Raw genomic sequence first — 17,267 nt, forward strand, 5'->3', positions numbered from 1 at the left:
CTCCTTCGTCGTGGATGGTTTTTGATCTTTGGGTCAGTCCGCACCAAGCCCGATGGGGTTGGGCTGGCGCTTCTCCACCGCATGGCGCAGCAGCGATGCGGTGCGGAAGATGCCGTGGGCAAACTTGCCGTAGGGCAGCGTGGCAAACAGCGCCATCACCGCACCTAGGTGCAGGCACAGCAGCAGGGGCAAGGCCGCGCTGCCGCGGGCCGCCCACAAGGCCAGGCCGCTGGTGGCGGTGAGGAACAGCAGCGCAATGAAGGCGCGGTCCATGGGCTTTTGTGCCGCATCGCCATGCTGGGGGTGGCGGCGCAGGTTCAGCCGCCACAGGCCTGCGGTGCCAATCGCCAGGCTGATGCCGCCCACGCCGCCCAGCAGCTTGGGCAAGCTAGGCAGGTCATACGGAGCAGGCACGCCCAGCAGGTAGTGGTACAGCGTGGCCACGCTGGTGGCCGCAAAGCACAGCATGAAGCCGTAGAACGTGAGGTGGTGCATGCGCCTGCGCGAGAGGGTGTAGGCATCGTCCTCGTTGTGGCAACCGTCGCCGTGGCCGCCGTCCAGGTATTTGAGGCGCAGTACCGCACCAGTGGCCTCGGCCGTGGCGGGCGTGCTCAGCGGCGCGCCGCTGGTGGCGGGCGTCACGTCGCGCCAGAAGCGGCGCACGCCCAGGCCCAGGGCCAGCACGGCAAACAGGAACACCGGCGCAAACAGGCCCACCAGCAGGTTGTGGGGGAAGATGCCGTGGAAGCCGCCCACAGGCGATTGCCACAGCGCGCTGACGCCCTGGCCATGCAGCCCCACCGCCAGCAGCAAGAACAGCGTGAGCCCCGCCACCAGCGCCAGAGCCAGGGTCAAGCCGTTGCGCTGGTAGAGCTGGCCCAGCGCGGGGGGCCAGGCATAGTCGGCATAGGTTTGCCCACGCACCTGGGCCATGGCCTGCGGCACGTTCACCGCAAACTCGTGCGGCGGCGCGTACTGGCAGGCGTGCAGGCAGGCGCCGCAGTTGTGGCACAGGTTGGCGATGAAGTGGATGTCGGCCTTGCCAAACTCCAGCCGCCGCGTCATGGCGGGGAAGACGGCGCAAAAGCCTTCGCAGTAGCGACAGGCGTTGCAGATCTGCAGCTGGCGGGCCACTTCGGTTTCGGGCGCAGACAGCACGATGTCGCCATTGGCCAGCGCCTTGGCGTCGCGGGTCAGGGCTTCAAGCGTTTGCATGAGTTGCTCCTGTATTTGTAGCTGCTTGCGCTTTATGGATAAGCGCTGGAGGCTGTTTTGAGTTCAAAGCTGCACGGGCCGCCTGCGTACCGGCAATGCGGCCAAACGCGGTGCCAATGCTCATGCCCACCCCGGCGGTGTAGCCCTTGCCCAGCACGTTGCCCGCCATCATTTCGCCCGCCACAAACAGGTTGGGGCTGGGCTGGTCGTTGAAGCGCACGGCGGCCGTGTCGTCGGTGTGCAGGCCCAGGTAGGTGAAAGTGACGCCGGGCTTGAGCGCGTAGCCGTAGAACGGGCCGGTATCGATGGGGCGGGCCCAGTGCGTCTTGGCGGGCGTGACGCCTTCGGTGTGGCAGTCGTCCAGCGCGGTGTGATCGAACGTGCCCACGCGGCAGGCGGCGTTGTAGGCATCGAGCGTGCTGGTGAACGTGTCTACCCGCAGACCCAGCTTTTGCGCCAGCTCGGGCAGCGTGTCGGCTTTGACGCCCGGAAACACTGGCGGCATGAAGCGGCCGATGGCCTTGCTGTCGATGATCGAATAACCAATCTGCCCCGGCTGCTGCGCCACCAGGCGGCCCCAGATGGCATAGCGCTTGGGCCAGAAGTCTTCGCCCTCGTCGTAAAAGCGCGCTCCCTCGCGGTTGACCACCACGCCCAACGACACGCAGTCGATGCGCGTGCAGATACCGCCGTCGTACAGCGGGGCGCGCGCATCAATGGCCACCATGTGCGCCTGTGTGGGGTCGCCAATGCGGTCGGCGCCGTGGTCGTCGAGCAGGTGCTTGAGCAACACGCCCTTGTTGTAGGCCGTGCCGCGAATCAAGAAGTTGTCCGCAGGCCACTCGCCGCGCTCATTCTGGCCCCAGGCCTCGCGCAGCCATTCGCGGTTGGATTCAAACCCGCCTGCGGCCAGCACACAGGCCTTGGCCGTGATGCGCTCACGCTGGCCGTTGGCAGTGCAATGCGCGGCCACAAAGCGGCCGTCCTCCACCTCGATGCGGTCCACGGGCGATTCGTAGCGAATCTGCACGCCCAGCTTTTCCGCGCTGCGGTAGTAGGCATTGACCAACGCTTTGCCCCCGCCCATAAAAAACGCATTGGTGCGCGCCACATGCAGCGCGCCCGACAGCGGCGGCTGAAAGTGCACGCCGTGGCTGCGCATCCAGTCGCGGCAGGTGCTCGATTCACGAATCACCAAGCGCGCCAGGTGTTCGTTGGTCAGCCCGCCCGTCACCTTGAGCAGGTCTTGCCAAAACTCTTCTTCGGGGTAGGCATCGACCAGCACGTCTTGCGGCGCATCGTGCATGCAGCGCAGGTTGCGCGTGTGGCCCGAGTTGCCACCGCGCCACTCGCGCGGGGCCGATTCAAGCAACAGCACGCTGGCCCCGGCCTCGCGGGCCATCAGCGCAGCGCACAGGGCAGCATTGCCGCCGCCAATCACCAAAACATCGGGGTGCATTTGCAGTTCTTCTTTGCATTCATGGGTGGCCTGAATGTAGGAAGAACCCCGCTGCTTGTGCAGGGGCTGCACAGGCATGGCCCCATCACGGATCGTGATGGGTTGGCCGCATCGCGGCCTTCACGTCAGCCGTTCGGGCTGAACTGGTCGAAGCCTCGCGCCGCGCTTCGACAGGCTCCGTTGTGTAGGTCGGGTTAGCGCAGCGTAACCCGACACCAACGCGGCGTGCCCTGTGGGCGCGTCGGGTTACGCCCTTGCGGGCTAACCCGACCTACGAGGTATGGGGGTGTGCCCCGGCCTCGGCGGGCTCAGCGTGAACGGTTGGTGCTTATTGAGAAGGTCAGAAGCTTCTACGGGCCTACGCCAACGTGGCGCCGATCCACCGCCCCGACTGCACCAGCTCGCGCACGCAGTCGCCCAGCACCACGCGCGCGGCCAGCGCAGCGGGCGAGAGTTCATCGTCCGACAAGCTGCACAGCGCCGCAGGCCGAAAGGCGGGGCCGTCCGCAATCTCGGCCAGCACAAAGCGCTCGGCCGCATCGGCATAGCGGCCCACCGCCGCCCAGGGCTGGATGGTGCTGCCCAGGCCCATGTCCACCGCGTCCATCAACAGCGCCAGCGAGTCAATCTCCATGGCCATGCGCGGCACCACACGCGCCTGGGCAAAGGCCGCATCCAGCCGGCTGCGCAGGCCGTGAGGTCCGGTGGGCAAGATCAGCGGTTCATCGGCCAGCTGCGCCAGCGCCACCTTGCGCCGCAGCGCTGGTTTGCGCACGCCGCGCTGGGCCGAGCGGATGAGGAACAACCGCTCCTCCAGCAGCGGCAGCACGCTCCAGCGGCGCGCGGGCTGGGTGTCGAACAGCACCGCCAAGTCCAGCTGGCGCGCATTGAGCATGTTGGAGAGGTGGCCCGAGAGGCTGCCCACCATGTGCAGCCGCACATCGGGGTAGCGCTCATGCATTGCGCGCATCAGCGGCACGCCCAGCACCGAGGCCGTGGTGGGCGACAGGCCCACGCTCACACTGCCCGTGAGCCGCGCCTGCTGCGCCGCCCGCGCCGCCTGATCGGCATGGCGCAGGGCCAGTTGCGCCTCGCGAAAAAACGCCAACCCCGCCTCCGTCGGCACGGCGCCTTTGGAGGTGCGCTGCAGCAGCCGGGTGCTCAGCTCACCCTCCAGCCGACTGATTTGCTGGCTCAGCGCCGACTGCACCATGTCCAGATCGGCCGCCGCCCGGCCCATGGAGCCGAGTTCGACAATGCGGACGAAGTAGCGGAGTTGGCGGAGTTCCATGGGGGGATGGTGGCACAGTTGTGGATCTGTCTTTCAGTCCCTGGGCAAGAACTCTTGCTCAGCGTCCCACAGTCAATGGGCTGCTGTGCTGATAGGCCAAGTCGGCAGCAACTACACCCAGCGGCTAGAGGCTTACGCCGCTCAGTGCGTCAAGCGCGCGAGGCTTGCTGCACAGGTTGGGTGTGGGGCAGTCTGGCGGCTCCCGCATGGACTCCATCCTCGAACTGGAAGGCGGCCACCGCACGCGAGAGCCGCTGCGCCTGTTCGTTGAGACTGCCCGCCGCTGCAGCCGACTGCTCCACCAGCGCTGAGTTCTGCTGGGTCATCTGGTCCAGCTGGTTAATGGCAACATTGATCTGGGCAATACCCTGGCTCTGTTCACGGGTAGCAACGCTGATTTCGCTAACGATATCCCGCACTTTCTGGATGCTGTCGACGATTTGCCCCACCGTAGCTCCGGCTTCCTTGATTTGTGTTGAGCCTGTTCCAACCTCGCCCACGCTGTCGTCGATCAGCGTCTTGATCTCCTTGGCGGCAGCGGCAGAGCGCTGCGCCAGCGCCCGCACTTCGCTGGCCACTACGGCAAAGCCCCTGCCTTGCTCGCCCGCTCGGGCCGCTTCCACGGCAGCATTCAGCGCAAGGATGTTGGTCTGGAAGGCGATGCCATCGATCACGCCAATGATGTCGGCAATGCGACCAGAAGAGGTGTGGATGCGATCCATGGTCTGTACGACCGTGCCCATGAGCTGGCCTCCGCGCTGAGCCACATCCACTGCAGTCAACGCAAGCTGGCTAGCCTGTGAAGCCGCGTCAGCGCTTTGCCGAACGGTGCTGGTCAGCTCCTCCATGGCACTGGCGGTTTCTTCCAGGCTGCCGGCAGTGCTCTCGGTGCGGGCGCTCAGGTCCATGTTGCCCGCTGCAATTTCCTGGCTGGCGGTGTGTACGCCATCCACAACCCCACGGACCTCCAGCAGCGTGTTGCGCAATGCGGCACGCATGCGGTCCAGCGCCTGCAAAAGAGCGCCGGTTTCGTCCCTGCTATAGGCGGGCTGGGGCTGCCCCCGCAGGTCCATCGATCCAATTTCTACGGCGATCGCATGCGACTGGCGCACGGGACCAACGATGCTGCGTGACAGCAACCACGCAAGCACAACGCCCAGGACCAGCCCGACGCCAGCGCTGACCGACAGGAGCCACAGCGTGCGCGAGCGCAGCGCCAGCACCTGCGTGCCCCGTGCATCCAACTGTTGACGCTGCATGCTCACCACCTTTTGCACAGCCTCTTGGTAGGCGCGGGCGGCGGGATCGAACTTCTCGTCAAAGAGCCGGCCCGCTGCCGCTTCATCGCCCGCATCCTTGAGTTTGGTGACTTCATCGCGCACGATCTGGTAGGCCTTGCGGCGGGCGTTGACTTCTTCCAAGGCGGCGCGGTCACCTGACGAATTCAGCTGCTCGTCGATCTGCTTTTGAAACTCTCCGGTCACGCGCACACTTTGGGCGTTGGCCTCCGCAAAGTAGGCTTTGAGGCCAGGGTCCTGGCTTTTGGAGATGGCTGCGCGCCGTTGCACCGCAGCGTTCAGATTCATGCTCCAGTCAACGGCCAAACGCTCAGTGCGGGTGTTGCGCTCCAGCATCACCTCCACCTCCTGGCCGAGCTGCTGCAACATGACCATGGCTAAGCCACTGGTAATGACTAGCAACGCAAGGATGGCACCTAAAACCAGTGCCAGCCGTTTTCCAATCGACAAGTTTTTCATCAACATCTTCTCCGGCCCTGGGCGGGTTCTGCATATCCAAAGGGGTAATACCAACGCAAAAAACCATGCAATCCGCTAGCAATTGCAGGGCGCAACCAATGTACAGGGTTACGTCTACCGATACCAGATTCAGAACCAACGCGGCAGCCCTGCGGCGACGCCCGTGGCAGTGGCCATGGTCGCTGCGCCCTAGAAGCGATGACGCCTTTAGAACGTGTTTGCGCTTTTGTCGGAAGGCGCGTTGATGGGCACACAATGACTCCGTCGTCATACATCCGCACGGTCTTTGCGGAGAGGAAGGGCGACAAGGCCGCTCCAAAAATACAATCGTGACCCTATGGGTAATCAACATCAGCGCGTAGTGGTCGGTCTCAGTGGTGGCGTGGACTCCGCCGTCACTGCCTATCTGCTCAAACAACAGGGCCACGAAGTGGTCGGCATCTTCATGAAGAACTGGGAAGATGACGACGACAGTGAGTACTGCTCTTCCAACATCGACTTTGTGGACGCCGCCGCCGTGGCCGATGTGATTGGCATCGAGATCGAGCATGTGAACTTCGCGGCCGACTACAAGGACCGGGTGTTTGCCGAGTTTCTGCGCGAATACCAGGCCGGGCGCACACCCAACCCCGATGTGCTGTGCAATGCCGAGATCAAGTTCAAGGCCTTTTTGGACCACGCCATGCGGCTGGGGGCCGAGAAGATCGCTACGGGCCATTACGCCCGCGTGCGCCACAACCCGGCCACAGGCCTGCACGAGCTGCTCAAAGGCTTGGACCCGAGCAAGGACCAGAGCTACTTTTTGCACCGGCTGAACCAAGCCCAACTGTCCAAGACGCTGTTCCCGGTGGGCGAACTGCACAAGACCGAGGTGCGCCGCATTGCCGAAGAGATTGGCCTGCCCAATGCCAAGAAGAAGGATTCGACCGGCATCTGCTTCATTGGCGAGCGGCCCTTCCGTGAGTTTTTGAACCGCTACATCAGCCACGCCCCCGGCCCCATTCTGGACGACCGGGGACGCAAGCTGGGCCAGCATGTGGGCCTGTCCTTCTACACGCTGGGCCAGCGCCAGGGACTGGGCATTGGCGGTATCAAGGAGAAGGGTGCCCAGCGTGGCGGCGGGGCACACGAACCCTGGTTTGTGGCCCGCAAAGATCTGGAGAAGAACACCCTGCGCGTGGTGCAGGGGCACGACCACCCCTGGCTGCTGTCGCACCGGCTGGTGGCGCAAGACGTGAGCTGGTGCGCAGGCCACGCGCCCACGCCGGGCGCCTATGCCGCCAAAACCCGCTACCGCCAGCAGGATGCGGCCTGCACGCTGACCGCCGCCCCCGAGGGCTTTGCCCTGGACTTTGCCGATGCGCAATGGGCCGTGACACCGGGCCAGAGTGCGGTGCTGTATGACGGGGAGGTGTGTTTGGGGGGTGGGGTGATCAATGCGGTGGATTTGTCGCAGTGATCTCCGCCTCTGTAGCCTTGGACCTTGCAGCAGCATTCACCGATGAACCTGATTCTGGAGAACTCGCCAGATGTGCCGTACTGCACCGACGTCAGCGCCGCTTTGCGGGCGCTAGGCGTTGAGCCCGAAGCCTTCGATTGGCACCTGAGTGATGTGGAGTGCAACAAGCCGGTGCCCGAGCTGGCGACTGGCTGTCAATGGTTGACAGGCAATGAGTTTTCTCAACTCTTGAAACGGGCACCCATTCAGTTCATCTGGGGCGTTTTCAGCGCGGTTGCACCAGGCGTTCGCCCTGTGGTGGATGTAGCGCCATTCGCTGATGGCAATACAGATTTTTGGCGCATACCGGAGTGTCCGCCACAGCTACCAAGCGCAGCTTTGGAGATCGTGTTTTGGGACAGCAGTGCAACCTTGCTCATCGGCATTTCAGAAGAGATGGCGGGCAGGTTTGTGCACGCTTTTCCGTATGCCAAGCCCCTCACTCCAGCCAATCCACTCGGCAGTATCTAGTGCTCCGCGGGGCCATGCGCCCACGCCCCTAACCCATCGCGCACCAACGCCGCCTGCAAGGCCTGCTGCAGCGCCAGCCCGGCTTGCAGGTCGGCCTCGCTGGTCTCGTAGTGCATGGCCACCAGAGAACTGGCCGCGCCCGCATCACCGCCGTGCAAGCCCACCACGCGTTCGGCCAGGGTGGCGGTGTCTTGGGGGCGCAGGGCCGTGAAGGCTTGGCGCAAATCAGGCAGGTGGGCGATAAAGGCGGCTTCGTCCCAGCCGCGCACCAGGGCGTCCAGCCCCTGCAGCAGGGCGGGCAGGCGCAGCAGCAGCTCGGGGGCCGCTTGCATCACGCCGTTCAAAAAGCGCACCGCATCGGCGGGCACCGCGCCGGGGCCAAAGCGTTGGCGCAGCACGGTGTCGAGCTGGGCGTCGTCCCACAACCCCTCCAGGTACAGCAAGGCGGTGGCGGCGCCGCACACGCCGGGGGCGGTGTCGGGCTCGGTGGCAAAGCGCTGCAGGTGGGGGATGAGCAAGGCGGTGTCGATGGCCAGCACGCTGGCCGGAGGTGGCGTGGGGGCAGTGTCTTGCGCATCGGCGCTGCCTGCGTCTGCGGTCCCGTCCGCCGGGGCGTCCAGCGTTTGCAGCATGCGGCCCAGCTCGCGCAGGGCGAGCAGGTGCTGCACGGCCTGGGGTTCGGCGTCGGCGGGGCTGTGCTGCAGGTTGGGTAGCAAAAACAGGGCAGCGGGCCACACACGGGCCAGCAGGCGGCGCAGCTCGGGGTGCTGTTGCACGCCCAGCGGCTCGCGGGCGCGCCACAGGGTCACCAGGCGGTGGCCGCAGTCGATGACGGAGCCGAGCGAGGCGTCTTCGTTGAGGTGGGTGGAGAGCATGACCAGCAACTGGGGCAGGCGGTGCTGCAGGCCCACCAGGCAGGCGCGCAGCAGCAGCATGACGGCCGCACTGGCGCTGCGGCCCCGGCCATCGGCGGCCAGGGCGGCTTCTTCGCGCTGCAGCTTGGCCAGGCAGGCAGCCTCTACGCTGGCGCCGTCGGCGGCAAGGGCGATCAGGCGGGCTTCGACCAGCGGGCTCCAGGCACCGTGCCATTCTTCAAACAGCAGGTTCAGCCGCGTGCCCGCCAAAAAATCGGGGCCGTTCACCCATTGGGCCAGGCCGGTGTCGAGGTAGGCCATGGCCTGAAAGAAGCGGCTGCGCACGCGGTGGGTGGGCTTGCGGTAGAGGTCCAGCCGTGTGGTGCGCGGCGTGGTGTCGTCCAGCCGCACCCCGGCAGCGCGGGCCAGGCGGCGGGCGTCTTCGATGAGTGGGGGCGAGCCTGCGCTGGGCGGCACTTCGCCCATGCGCGTGCCGCTGAGGTAGGCACGCAGGTCTGCGGTGAAGCCGCGCGTGCCTTCGTCGATGGCGCCTTTGACAAAGCAGGAGCGGATGGCGTCCAGCAGGTCTTGCCGCCCGGGCCCGGCGTTGCCGCGCAAGTCGGCCAGGCGCTGGGCCTGCAGCGCGGCGGCCTGCACCAGGGCGGTGGAGATGGCGTCGGCCTGGTCTTGCTGGCGGGTTTGCTGGGCGTAGCCGGTGAGCACGTCGAGTGCTACGGCGGTGAAGGGGCTGGGCTGGCCAGGTTGGTGCCGGGCTTCGACAGGCTCAGCCGGAACAGATGAGGGTGAGCCCAGTGCCCGAGGTGCCGACGACGCCGATGCTTCGGCCTCGCTGCGGTTCCAGGCCTCCCACAGGCGCTGGTAGTAGCCGGGTGAGGGCATGCCCGCGCTGTAGCCGTTCAGCGCGTCAAGCTGCTCAAAGCTGTAGCGGATGAGCCAGGCGTTGGGGGCGGTTGCCGCAGCAGATGCCTTCGCCGCTTTTGCGGCGGGGGTGGTTTTGGCTTTGCGGGCCTTGCTGGCGGTAGCGGCATCACTGCGGGCTGTGGCGGCACCACTGCCAGAACACAGGCGCAGCAACTCGGGCGTGTGAAAGCCCCCGGTCACCACCACGATGGTGCCCTGCACCTGCGCACGCCAGCGCTGGATGTGCGCGGCCATGTGGCGTTCGCGGGGCAGGCTCAACTCGGCTTCGAGCACTTCAGGCTCATAGTCCAGCCGGGCCATGGCGCACCAGCTGAACACGTCGGTGAACAGGCTGCGCCAGTCGTCCCGCTGGGTGGCGCTGCGCAGCTCAAACAGCCGATCCCACAGGTCGTGGTGGTCAGCGCAGCCGAGCTGGCGCGCCATGGCCGTGAGGTAGCGGCTGTGGGCAAAGTGGCGCTCTTCCATCTGGCTGCGCGCGGCGGTGCCCAAGGTCTCTGCGTCGCCTTCTCCGTCCTCGCGCTCCCAAGCCTTGTCTTGCCAAGGCAGATCGATCAGCGCCACCTGCGCGCCCAGCGCCGCGCCTTCGCGGATGGCGATCCACTCGGGGCTGTAGTCGCAAAAGGGGTAGAAGGAGCTGCGGGTGTCTGTGCGGGGGCTGGCTGGGTCGGCGTCTGCGCCCGCTTCGGGTGCGGCGTCATCGGCGGTGTCACTGCTGGCTTGAGCAGGCCGCTCGCGCACGGCCTGGCACAGCCAGGCCACGGGGGGGCGGGTCTGCGGGTCACTCATCAGTGGCAGCAGGGCATGCGCGTCGTCAGGGCCTTCGATGAGGATGGCGGCGGGGCGCAGCTCGCGCAGCAGAGCGCGCAGGGCCCAGGCGCAGGCGGGGCTGTGATGGCGCACGGGCACAAAGACCACGCGGGCCGGATCACCCTCGGTGCCCAGCAGGTGGGGCAGTTGCTGGGCCAACGCCTCGGGCAGGGCCGTGGGCAATGCGGTCGGCACTACGGTACTGCCTGCGGCCATCACGCTCATTGCCACAGGCTGCGGGCGGCGTCGTGAAAGCTCTTCCACAGCGCGTCGCGGCGGGCGCGCTCGCGCACCACGGTGTCAAAGTAGTGGCGCACGCGCTTGGCGTCGTCCAGGCTGTCTTTGAGCACCACGCCTTGCAGCTGGCCAGCGATTTCGCGCGGCGTCAGCTCGCCGCCGTTGAAGTGCCGGGCCTGCAGCGCGGCGGCGTAGGCCACGTTCACGGCCTCGGCGGTGGACATCACCGCGTCGAGCCCCTTGATGGCCGTGCCCTCTTGCGTCTGGCCGGCGCGCAGCTCTTGGAAGGTGGTGACGAGCAAGCCCACCACGTCGCGTGGCACCTGCACGGGGGCCTCGGTGCCCGCCAGCTCGCGCTGCAATTGGGCCATTACCAAATCGACCTCAAACTGGTGGTCGCGGATGGGGCGCACGGTTTCAAAGTTGAAACGGCGCTTGAGCGCGGACGACATCTCGTGCACGCCCCGGTCGCGCAGGTTGGCGGTGGCGATGATGTTGAAGCCGCGCTGCGCAAACAGGCGCGCACCGTCTTTCTCGTCCTTGGCCAACTCGGGCACGATGAGTTGCTTGTCGCTCATCAGCGAGATGAGCACGTCCTGGATCTCGGGCGGGCAGCGGGTGATTTCTTCAAACCGCACGATCTGCCCGGCCTGCATGGCGCGGTACACGGGCGAGGGCACCAGCGCGCGCTGGCTAGGGCCTTCAGCCAGCAGCAGGGCGTAGTTCCAGCTGTATTTGATGTGGTCCTCGGTGGTGCCTGCGGTGCCCTGCACGGTGAGGCCCGAGTCGCCGCTGATGGCAGCGGCCAGCAGCTCGGACAACAGCGACTTGGCCGTGCCCGGCTCACCTACCAGCATCAGGCCCTGGTGGCCCATGAGGGTGACGATGGCGCGATCGACCAGCGCATCGTCGCCAAAGAACTTCTGGCTGACCTTCAGCCCCGCATCCCCCAGGATGAACTGCCGCACCGCGCGCGGCGACAGGCGCCAGCCCGGTGGGCGGGCATGGGTGTCGGCAGCGGCCAGGCGGGCCAGCTCGTCGGCAAAGCGGTGTTCAGGGGCCAGGCGCACAGCCTGCGCGGGGGTGGGGGCAGAGGCGGTCATTTGCTATCAAATCAAGAGCTGCTTGCGCTTATCAATCAAGCGCTAGAACCACTTTTTACATCAAACAGGCAACACCATGAAAAAAGCCGGAGCGTGGTGGGCTCCGGCTTGGTTGGCACAGCGGGGTACGATCAATCGTCGTTGGTGGCCAGGCTGATCAGGATGCGCAGCACGTACCAGAGCATCAGCGCGATGGAGGCAAACAGGTGCAGGGCGGCACCGGCAGGACGGTCCACGGGGTAGTCGCGGATGATCTTGGAGGTGTCATACAGCACGCAAGCGCCAGCAAACGCGACCATCAGGCCCGAGAACCAGATGCCCAGCTTGAAGCCGAAAATGGCACCGGCAATGATGGTGCCCAGCGCCACCAAGCCCACCACCTTGAGCGTGCCGCCCAGGAAGGAAAAGTCGGTCTTGGAGGTGAAGGCGGTCCACGTCAGCGCGCCCACCAGCAGCAGCGTGATGAAGGCCGCAGCACCGATGGCGCCAGGGGCCACGATCTGTGCGATGCCGAACATGGGCGCGAAGATCAGGCCTTCGGCCAGCACATACAGGCCCAAGCCCATCAGCTGGGTTTGGGGGTTTTCAGAGTTGTCGGCCAGGTGCGAAGCCAGCCAGCCCACCAGCATGAAGGCGCCCATGACGCCCAACCACAGGAACTTGTTGCCGCTGCCCAGCAGCATCTTGGCAGCGGTGCCAGAGAAGCCCGTCATCATCAGCACGGCCGACAGCAGCACGAACGCCAGGATGGCGGCGCCCAGGTGCTTGTAGGTCGAGACGATGAAGTCGCGCCGCTCAAACGGGGCACCTTCGGGTGCGTCGGGGGTGAGTACGTTAGGGTTCATGGTTGATTCCTCCTTGGGTGGTTGGCAATGTGGGAGCCGGTGCACAGGTGTGCACCTCCTCCCCCTCTCTCTTTGAATCTCAGGCCGCTGCGGCTTGCGCTTCTTCGTCGGCAGCGCGCAGTTTACGATTGGACCACACACCTGCGGCACCAATCAGTGTGAGGAAGATGGCAAAAATCCACATTCCTGCGCCGCTCATCGACTTGGCAGAAGACGCGGCCTCGGCCACCAGGCGCTGCTTGGTGGTTTCGTAGGCGATCAGGGCCTGGCCGTTCACCGTCACTTCGTACACCACGTCGTTGTCGCTCTTGTCGACCAGCGCCGTCACCTTCTCTTCGATCATGGCGCTCACCAGCGCCTTGGGCGTGGTTTGGTCGATGCGCAGCTTTTGCACCTCACCGCCCGCATCGGGTTGCACATTGATCTGGTAGTAGTGCTTGGTGGAGCGGCGCTTGCGCTTGACGGTCACTTCCGAGGCTTCCACCACTTTGCCGGTCACGGTGGTGAGCTTTTCGCGGGCCGTGAAGGCGTGGTCGCCATCGGCCTTCCAGCCGCTATACACCGACATGGCAATCAGACCAGGGCCCAGCAACAGCAGCAGCCATGCATAGCCGGTGATGAAAATCAGAATCTTGCGAATGAATCCCATGGCAATCCCTCTCTCTTCTTTCTTTGGTGGTGAATAAAAAACGTCGAAAACAGCTGCCCGGCTTTCAAAGGCAATGCACGGGCAAGGCCGTGATGATCTTCGAATTGGCCGCTGTTGTTGTCAAAAATTGCACGCGGTGTGGCCAGCGCACCGCACTGGACAAAGTGGGGGGGTAGGCCCGCCGCAGGCCGGTGTAAAAGCTACCGGGCCCGCCCTGGACGCCCCATGGCACCGCGTTACCAAGGCATCTTCTTCTCCCAATCGGCATCGTAGCCAGCGCACACTTTGGCCACGGCTAAGTAGTCGCCGTAGGCTTCGGCCAGCAGCACGGGCGGCACTTCGGCCAGGGGCAGGCTGTGGTCGCCCCAGCCGCGTTGCTTGCTGTTTTCAAAGCTCAGGGTCTTGAGGGCCGCAGCCACGTTCTCTTCAGGCAGGCAGTTGCCTGAGAACTCCATCACCACCCGCACGCCCACGCTCGCAAACTCTTTGGTGTACTGGCTGAAGAAGCCGCCGTCTTCGGCTTGTGCGCGCTGGTAGCCCAGCTTGATGAAGGTGCCGCGCAGTGTGAAGGTGTCGCTCACCCAGCCCTCACGGTCCTTGATCTCGCGCACCGCAACGCCCTTGTCGTCGGCAAACGCGATGTCCGGCGCCTTGCGGGCCATCTGCGCAAACAGGGGCGTGAGCTTGTAGTCCTTGAAGTGCGCCGTCCAGGCGCTGGCCTGCGCATCGTCCAGCAACGAGGCATGGGCCAGGCGCAGCGCGCTGCCGCCCGCCAGGGCCACTTCATCGTCGTCGGTGTTGATCAGGCTGCCGTCCTCGGTGGGGCGGAAGGTTTGCAGGCACTGCCCTTGCGCGTCCAGCTCCATCCACACCAGGCGCTGAATCAGCCGCCCGGCGATGGGGTGGGCCTGCAGGTATTCCGTCCACTCGGCCTGCGGCCAGACGCGGCCGGTGCACATGGCCTCAAACAGCCGTGCGGTCTGCAGGTCAATGACCTGCTTGAGCTCTTTCTTGCTGGACGACAGCTGTGCCTTGGTGTCTTTGGTCTGCGCGGGATCGTCGTTTTGGCGCGGCTCGGGCAGGGCCTTGATCGGTTTGCCCTCGGGGTTGCGCAGCTCGGGCTTCATGGCCGCGTCCAGCACCATGGTGAAGGTGCGGTCGCCATAGGGCAGCGCCAGCGTGCCAGTGTCGTCCAGACCGGCGGTAGGGATGGTGCGGTCGGCCAGTTGCTCTTGCGTCCAGCCGTTGCGGTCGGCAATCTCTTGCACCAGCGTGCGGGCCTTGGTTTGCACCGAGGCCGTGCGGTAGCGGCGCGACAGGCCCAGCAGCAGTTGGATGACCAAGGGATCATTGCCCGGCGCAGCGCCTTCGAGCATGGCTTCGATCTGCGCACGGCGCTGGTAGTGATCGCGCATGTAGTGCTGCAGCAGTGTTACCAGTTCATGTCCCGGCGCGTGGGCGGCCAGGGCCAGGATGCCCTTTTCGCCGATGGCGCTGCCCAGGTACTCGCCCATCTTCTCGCGCTTGCACTCCTCAAACACCTGCTCTTGCGACTTGGCGTAGTTGGCTTCGTAGTACTGGCGGTATTCGGGCTTGGCGTTCTGGTAGCTGCGCTGGTAGCTCTGGTAACGCCCCGCCGCGTGCTGGTTGGCGTAGGCAATGCCTTCTTCCAGCGGCGGGTGGCGCGTGTCTTGCGCGATGAACTGGCGCAGCACCGTGCTGCCCAGCGCCTGGCGGCTGGCGCTGTCCAGCAGCCCCATGTAGCGGGTGAGCAAGGCATTGCCCCCGGGCTCTTTGAGCTTGCAGGCCAGCACCACCCACCAGCGGGTGATCTCAGGCTCCACCGCGCTGCCATCGGCCCAGCGGGCGGCGGGCAGGCCCTCCATTGCAAACCAGGCCAGCCCTGCGGGGGGCTTGGCCTTGAGGCCTTTTTTTGCTTCGGCCAGCAGCAGCGCCGGGGCCAGACGGGGCGCGATGTCTTCGCCCAGCGCTTCCAGCGCCGTCAAAAAGGCGGCGCGCACGGTTTCGCGGCTTTCTTTGTCCAGCGCCTGGGTCAGGGCGGGCACTGCGGCGGTGTGCTTCAAGTCGGCCAACCAGCGGGCGGCTTCGATGCGCACCTCGCTCTTGGTGTGGGCTAATGAGTCGATCACGCTGCGGCCAATGTCGGGCACGCCCGCCAAGGCCTTTTGTGCCAGTGGGCGGTGGGTCTTGCCCTCGCCCAGGGCCAGCTCCATCAGGCGCGGCATCCAGCGCGCCGGGATGTACGGAAACACGGCCAGCACGCGCATCGTGGCCCCCATCTCCAGCGGCCAGTGGTTACGTTCGCGCTTGGGCGGCGCCACCAGGCCCAGGCCTTCGTCGATGAACTCGGGGTGCTCGGCAAAGAAGGGCCAAATCTGTTCGGGCGGCAGCACATCCACGGCGTTCGGGGTGTTCCAGTAGTCGCACAGCGCAGCGCGGGCCACGTCCTCCAGCGGCAGGCCTGCACGTTGGAAAACCGCAGCCAGGGCACGCAGGTCCACACTGCCTGCGGGCTGCTGGCCCAGCCATTTCTGGAACCCATCGTCCGCCCAAAAGCTGCGCCAGTGGTGCGAGGCCGTGAGCCAGCGCACCAGGTGCACCGGGCCAAAGCCGGGCAAGGTGTACAGGCGATTGCCAGCGCTCACCACGTTGGCCACTTCGCCGTTGCGCACGCGCTGCGCATCCTTCTTGTCGCCTTCGCCGTTCAGCAGTTTCAGGGCCGCTTGCAGATCCTCGGTGCTCACCTTGCCCAGCTTGGCGTAGTGCTGCTGGCACCAGGTGTACTTGTGCTTGGCGTCCTTGTTGCTTTGGATCTCTTCTTCTGCAGCCTTGCGGGCGCGCTCCACCACTTCCTTGCGGTTGGCCTCAAACAGCTGCAGTGCCGCATCGCCCAGGGGCGCATCGGCAAAGGGCGTCCACTCGGGCGCGGGGGGCAGGGCTTGGTCTTGCGCATCGCTGGCCGCACCCAGGCGGTTCAAGGCGGCACGAATGGCTTGCTGCACGGGCTTGCTGGTTTCGCTCTCCAGCGCTGCCTCCAGCAAGGGCGCGGTGGTGTCGGAGGGCCAGCGGGCCAACAGCTCGGCCGCCTGCGTGCGCTGGGTGGTTTCGCCTTCGCGCAACAGGGTGCCCAGCAGGCGCAGGCGGTCTTCGGTGGGAATGCCTTCGAGGTGTTTGACGGCCTCGGCGCGCGTGGTCTTGGCGCCGTCCACCGCCAGGGCCACAAGCTCGGGGGCAAAGGCCGTGGTCAGGTTCTTGGCCTGCCCGATGCGCTTTGCCAGCTCCACCTTGCCGCTGGCAGACAGCTGCTGCAGCAAGGCCCGCACGGCTTCGGGGTGGTCTCGCATGTACTCGGCCACCTCGGTGGGTTCTACCAGTCCGCGAAAGCGGTCGGAGTAATAGCTGTCGAGCCCCTTGCGCTCAAACACCAGTTGCAGCACCAGGGTTTCGTCCAACCCCTCATGCGCCAACAGCTGGGCGAACAAGGGCACGCGCCAGGCGCGCCGCTGGGTCAGGTCGTGTTGGTTGCTGTGCCCACCAAAGGAGGCGTGCAGCGCGTCGTTGACGAGGTATTGCAACCAATCGGGAATGGGCGCGCCGGGGTGGTCCAGCGACTTGCCCTGGTCGCCCGCCGCCAGCACCTTGCCCAGCCGCACGATCACCTCCAGCGGCACCGGGTGCGTGGCCACGCTGTCGTAAAACGCGGCGCGGCCCGCCATGCTTTTGTCGCCCGCACTTTGCGACTTGCCACCATGCCCGGCATGGAAACCCCAGCGCAGGCGGCCGGGCTGGCCCAGCAGGTTGCTGCTGACCTCGGACGGGGTGACGGAAGCCAGGTCCTGCAGCACGCCTTCTTCAGTGCCCTCGGTGATGAATGCCAGCGCGCGCTCGGCCACACGGGGGGCCGAGAGGGTGCCCAGCGGCTCCATGGCCTGGCGCAGCAGGTTCACCTGGCTGGCAGTCAATGCACCCGCATCGCTGGTGGTCGATCCCAGCACGGCTTTCACCATCTTGTCGAGCAATCCCATGGGCATCCCTTGTAGGTTGTGTGCACAGGGGCGCCAAGAGCCCCGTCAAAGAGGCTCCGTCAAAAAGCCTCAGCGTAAAAACCGAGCATTCTG

General features: G+C 65.6%; 11 protein-coding genes. 2 read left to right on the forward strand and 9 right to left on the reverse strand.

Features of this window, described 5'->3' with window-relative positions; translation table 11 throughout:
- Nucleotides 1-33 precede the first annotated feature (33 nt).
- The 4 genes from tcuB to CLU88_RS14135 form a co-directional block, all read right to left on the reverse strand.
- The gene (gene tcuB, locus CLU88_RS14120; RefSeq protein WP_099657137.1) at nucleotides 34-1,215 is read right to left on the reverse strand and encodes a tricarballylate utilization 4Fe-4S protein TcuB; all 1,182 of its coding nucleotides are present in this window, start codon (nucleotides 1,213-1,215) and stop codon (nucleotides 34-36) included.
- A complete protein-coding gene (gene tcuA, locus CLU88_RS14125) occupies nucleotides 1,202-2,674 on the reverse strand; it encodes an FAD-dependent tricarballylate dehydrogenase TcuA (RefSeq protein ID WP_099658878.1) in 1,473 nt (490 codons plus the stop codon). The genes tcuB and tcuA overlap by 14 nt, the downstream gene beginning before the upstream one ends.
- Before the next feature lie 358 nt (nucleotides 2,675-3,032).
- Nucleotides 3,033-3,965: a LysR substrate-binding domain-containing protein gene (locus CLU88_RS14130; protein WP_099657138.1), complete on the reverse strand. Its 933-nt coding sequence runs from the start codon at nucleotides 3,963-3,965 to the stop codon at nucleotides 3,033-3,035.
- Between the two features lie 149 nt (nucleotides 3,966-4,114).
- A complete protein-coding gene (locus CLU88_RS14135; protein ID WP_099657139.1) occupies nucleotides 4,115-5,728 on the reverse strand; it encodes a methyl-accepting chemotaxis protein in 1,614 nt (537 codons plus the stop codon).
- A gap of 331 nt (nucleotides 5,729-6,059) precedes the next feature.
- On the opposite strand from CLU88_RS14135, the gene mnmA reads away from it, so the two are divergent.
- Together mnmA and CLU88_RS14145 are read left to right on the forward strand one after the other, a co-directional pair.
- The gene (gene mnmA / locus CLU88_RS14140; RefSeq protein WP_099657140.1) at nucleotides 6,060-7,181 is read left to right on the forward strand and encodes a tRNA 2-thiouridine(34) synthase MnmA; all 1,122 of its coding nucleotides are present in this window, start codon (nucleotides 6,060-6,062) and stop codon (nucleotides 7,179-7,181) included.
- Nucleotides 7,182-7,223: 42 nt separating this feature from the next.
- Nucleotides 7,224-7,691: a hypothetical protein gene (locus CLU88_RS14145; protein WP_099657141.1), complete on the forward strand. Its 468-nt coding sequence runs from the start codon at nucleotides 7,224-7,226 to the stop codon at nucleotides 7,689-7,691.
- Here the strand turns inward: CLU88_RS14145 and CLU88_RS14150 are convergent.
- From CLU88_RS14150 to CLU88_RS14170, 5 genes are all read right to left on the reverse strand, one after another.
- Nucleotides 7,688-10,510 (reverse strand): DUF5682 family protein, encoded by a 2,823-nt coding sequence (locus CLU88_RS14150; protein WP_099658879.1) that lies wholly within the window; start codon nucleotides 10,508-10,510, stop codon nucleotides 7,688-7,690. The genes CLU88_RS14145 and CLU88_RS14150 overlap by 4 nt on opposite strands.
- Before the next feature lie 5 nt (nucleotides 10,511-10,515).
- The gene (locus CLU88_RS14155) at nucleotides 10,516-11,634 is read right to left on the reverse strand and encodes an AAA family ATPase (RefSeq protein ID WP_099657142.1); all 1,119 of its coding nucleotides are present in this window, start codon (nucleotides 11,632-11,634) and stop codon (nucleotides 10,516-10,518) included.
- Between the two features lie 131 nt (nucleotides 11,635-11,765).
- Nucleotides 11,766-12,479 (reverse strand): Bax inhibitor-1 family protein, encoded by a 714-nt coding sequence (locus tag CLU88_RS14160; protein ID WP_099657143.1) that lies wholly within the window; start codon nucleotides 12,477-12,479, stop codon nucleotides 11,766-11,768.
- 79 nt (nucleotides 12,480-12,558) lie between these two features.
- Nucleotides 12,559-13,128: a hypothetical protein gene (locus CLU88_RS14165; RefSeq protein ID WP_099657144.1), complete on the reverse strand. Its 570-nt coding sequence runs from the start codon at nucleotides 13,126-13,128 to the stop codon at nucleotides 12,559-12,561.
- Nucleotides 13,129-13,364: 236 nt separating this feature from the next.
- Nucleotides 13,365-17,174, reverse strand: a complete 3,810-nt coding sequence (locus CLU88_RS14170; protein ID WP_099658880.1) for a DUF4132 domain-containing protein — start codon at nucleotides 17,172-17,174, stop codon at nucleotides 13,365-13,367.
- Nucleotides 17,175-17,267: the final 93 nt, after the last annotated feature.

The sequence above is a fragment of the Acidovorax sp. 56 genome, assembly GCF_002749705.1.
Lineage (GTDB): Bacteria > Pseudomonadota > Gammaproteobacteria > Burkholderiales > Burkholderiaceae_C > Acidovorax.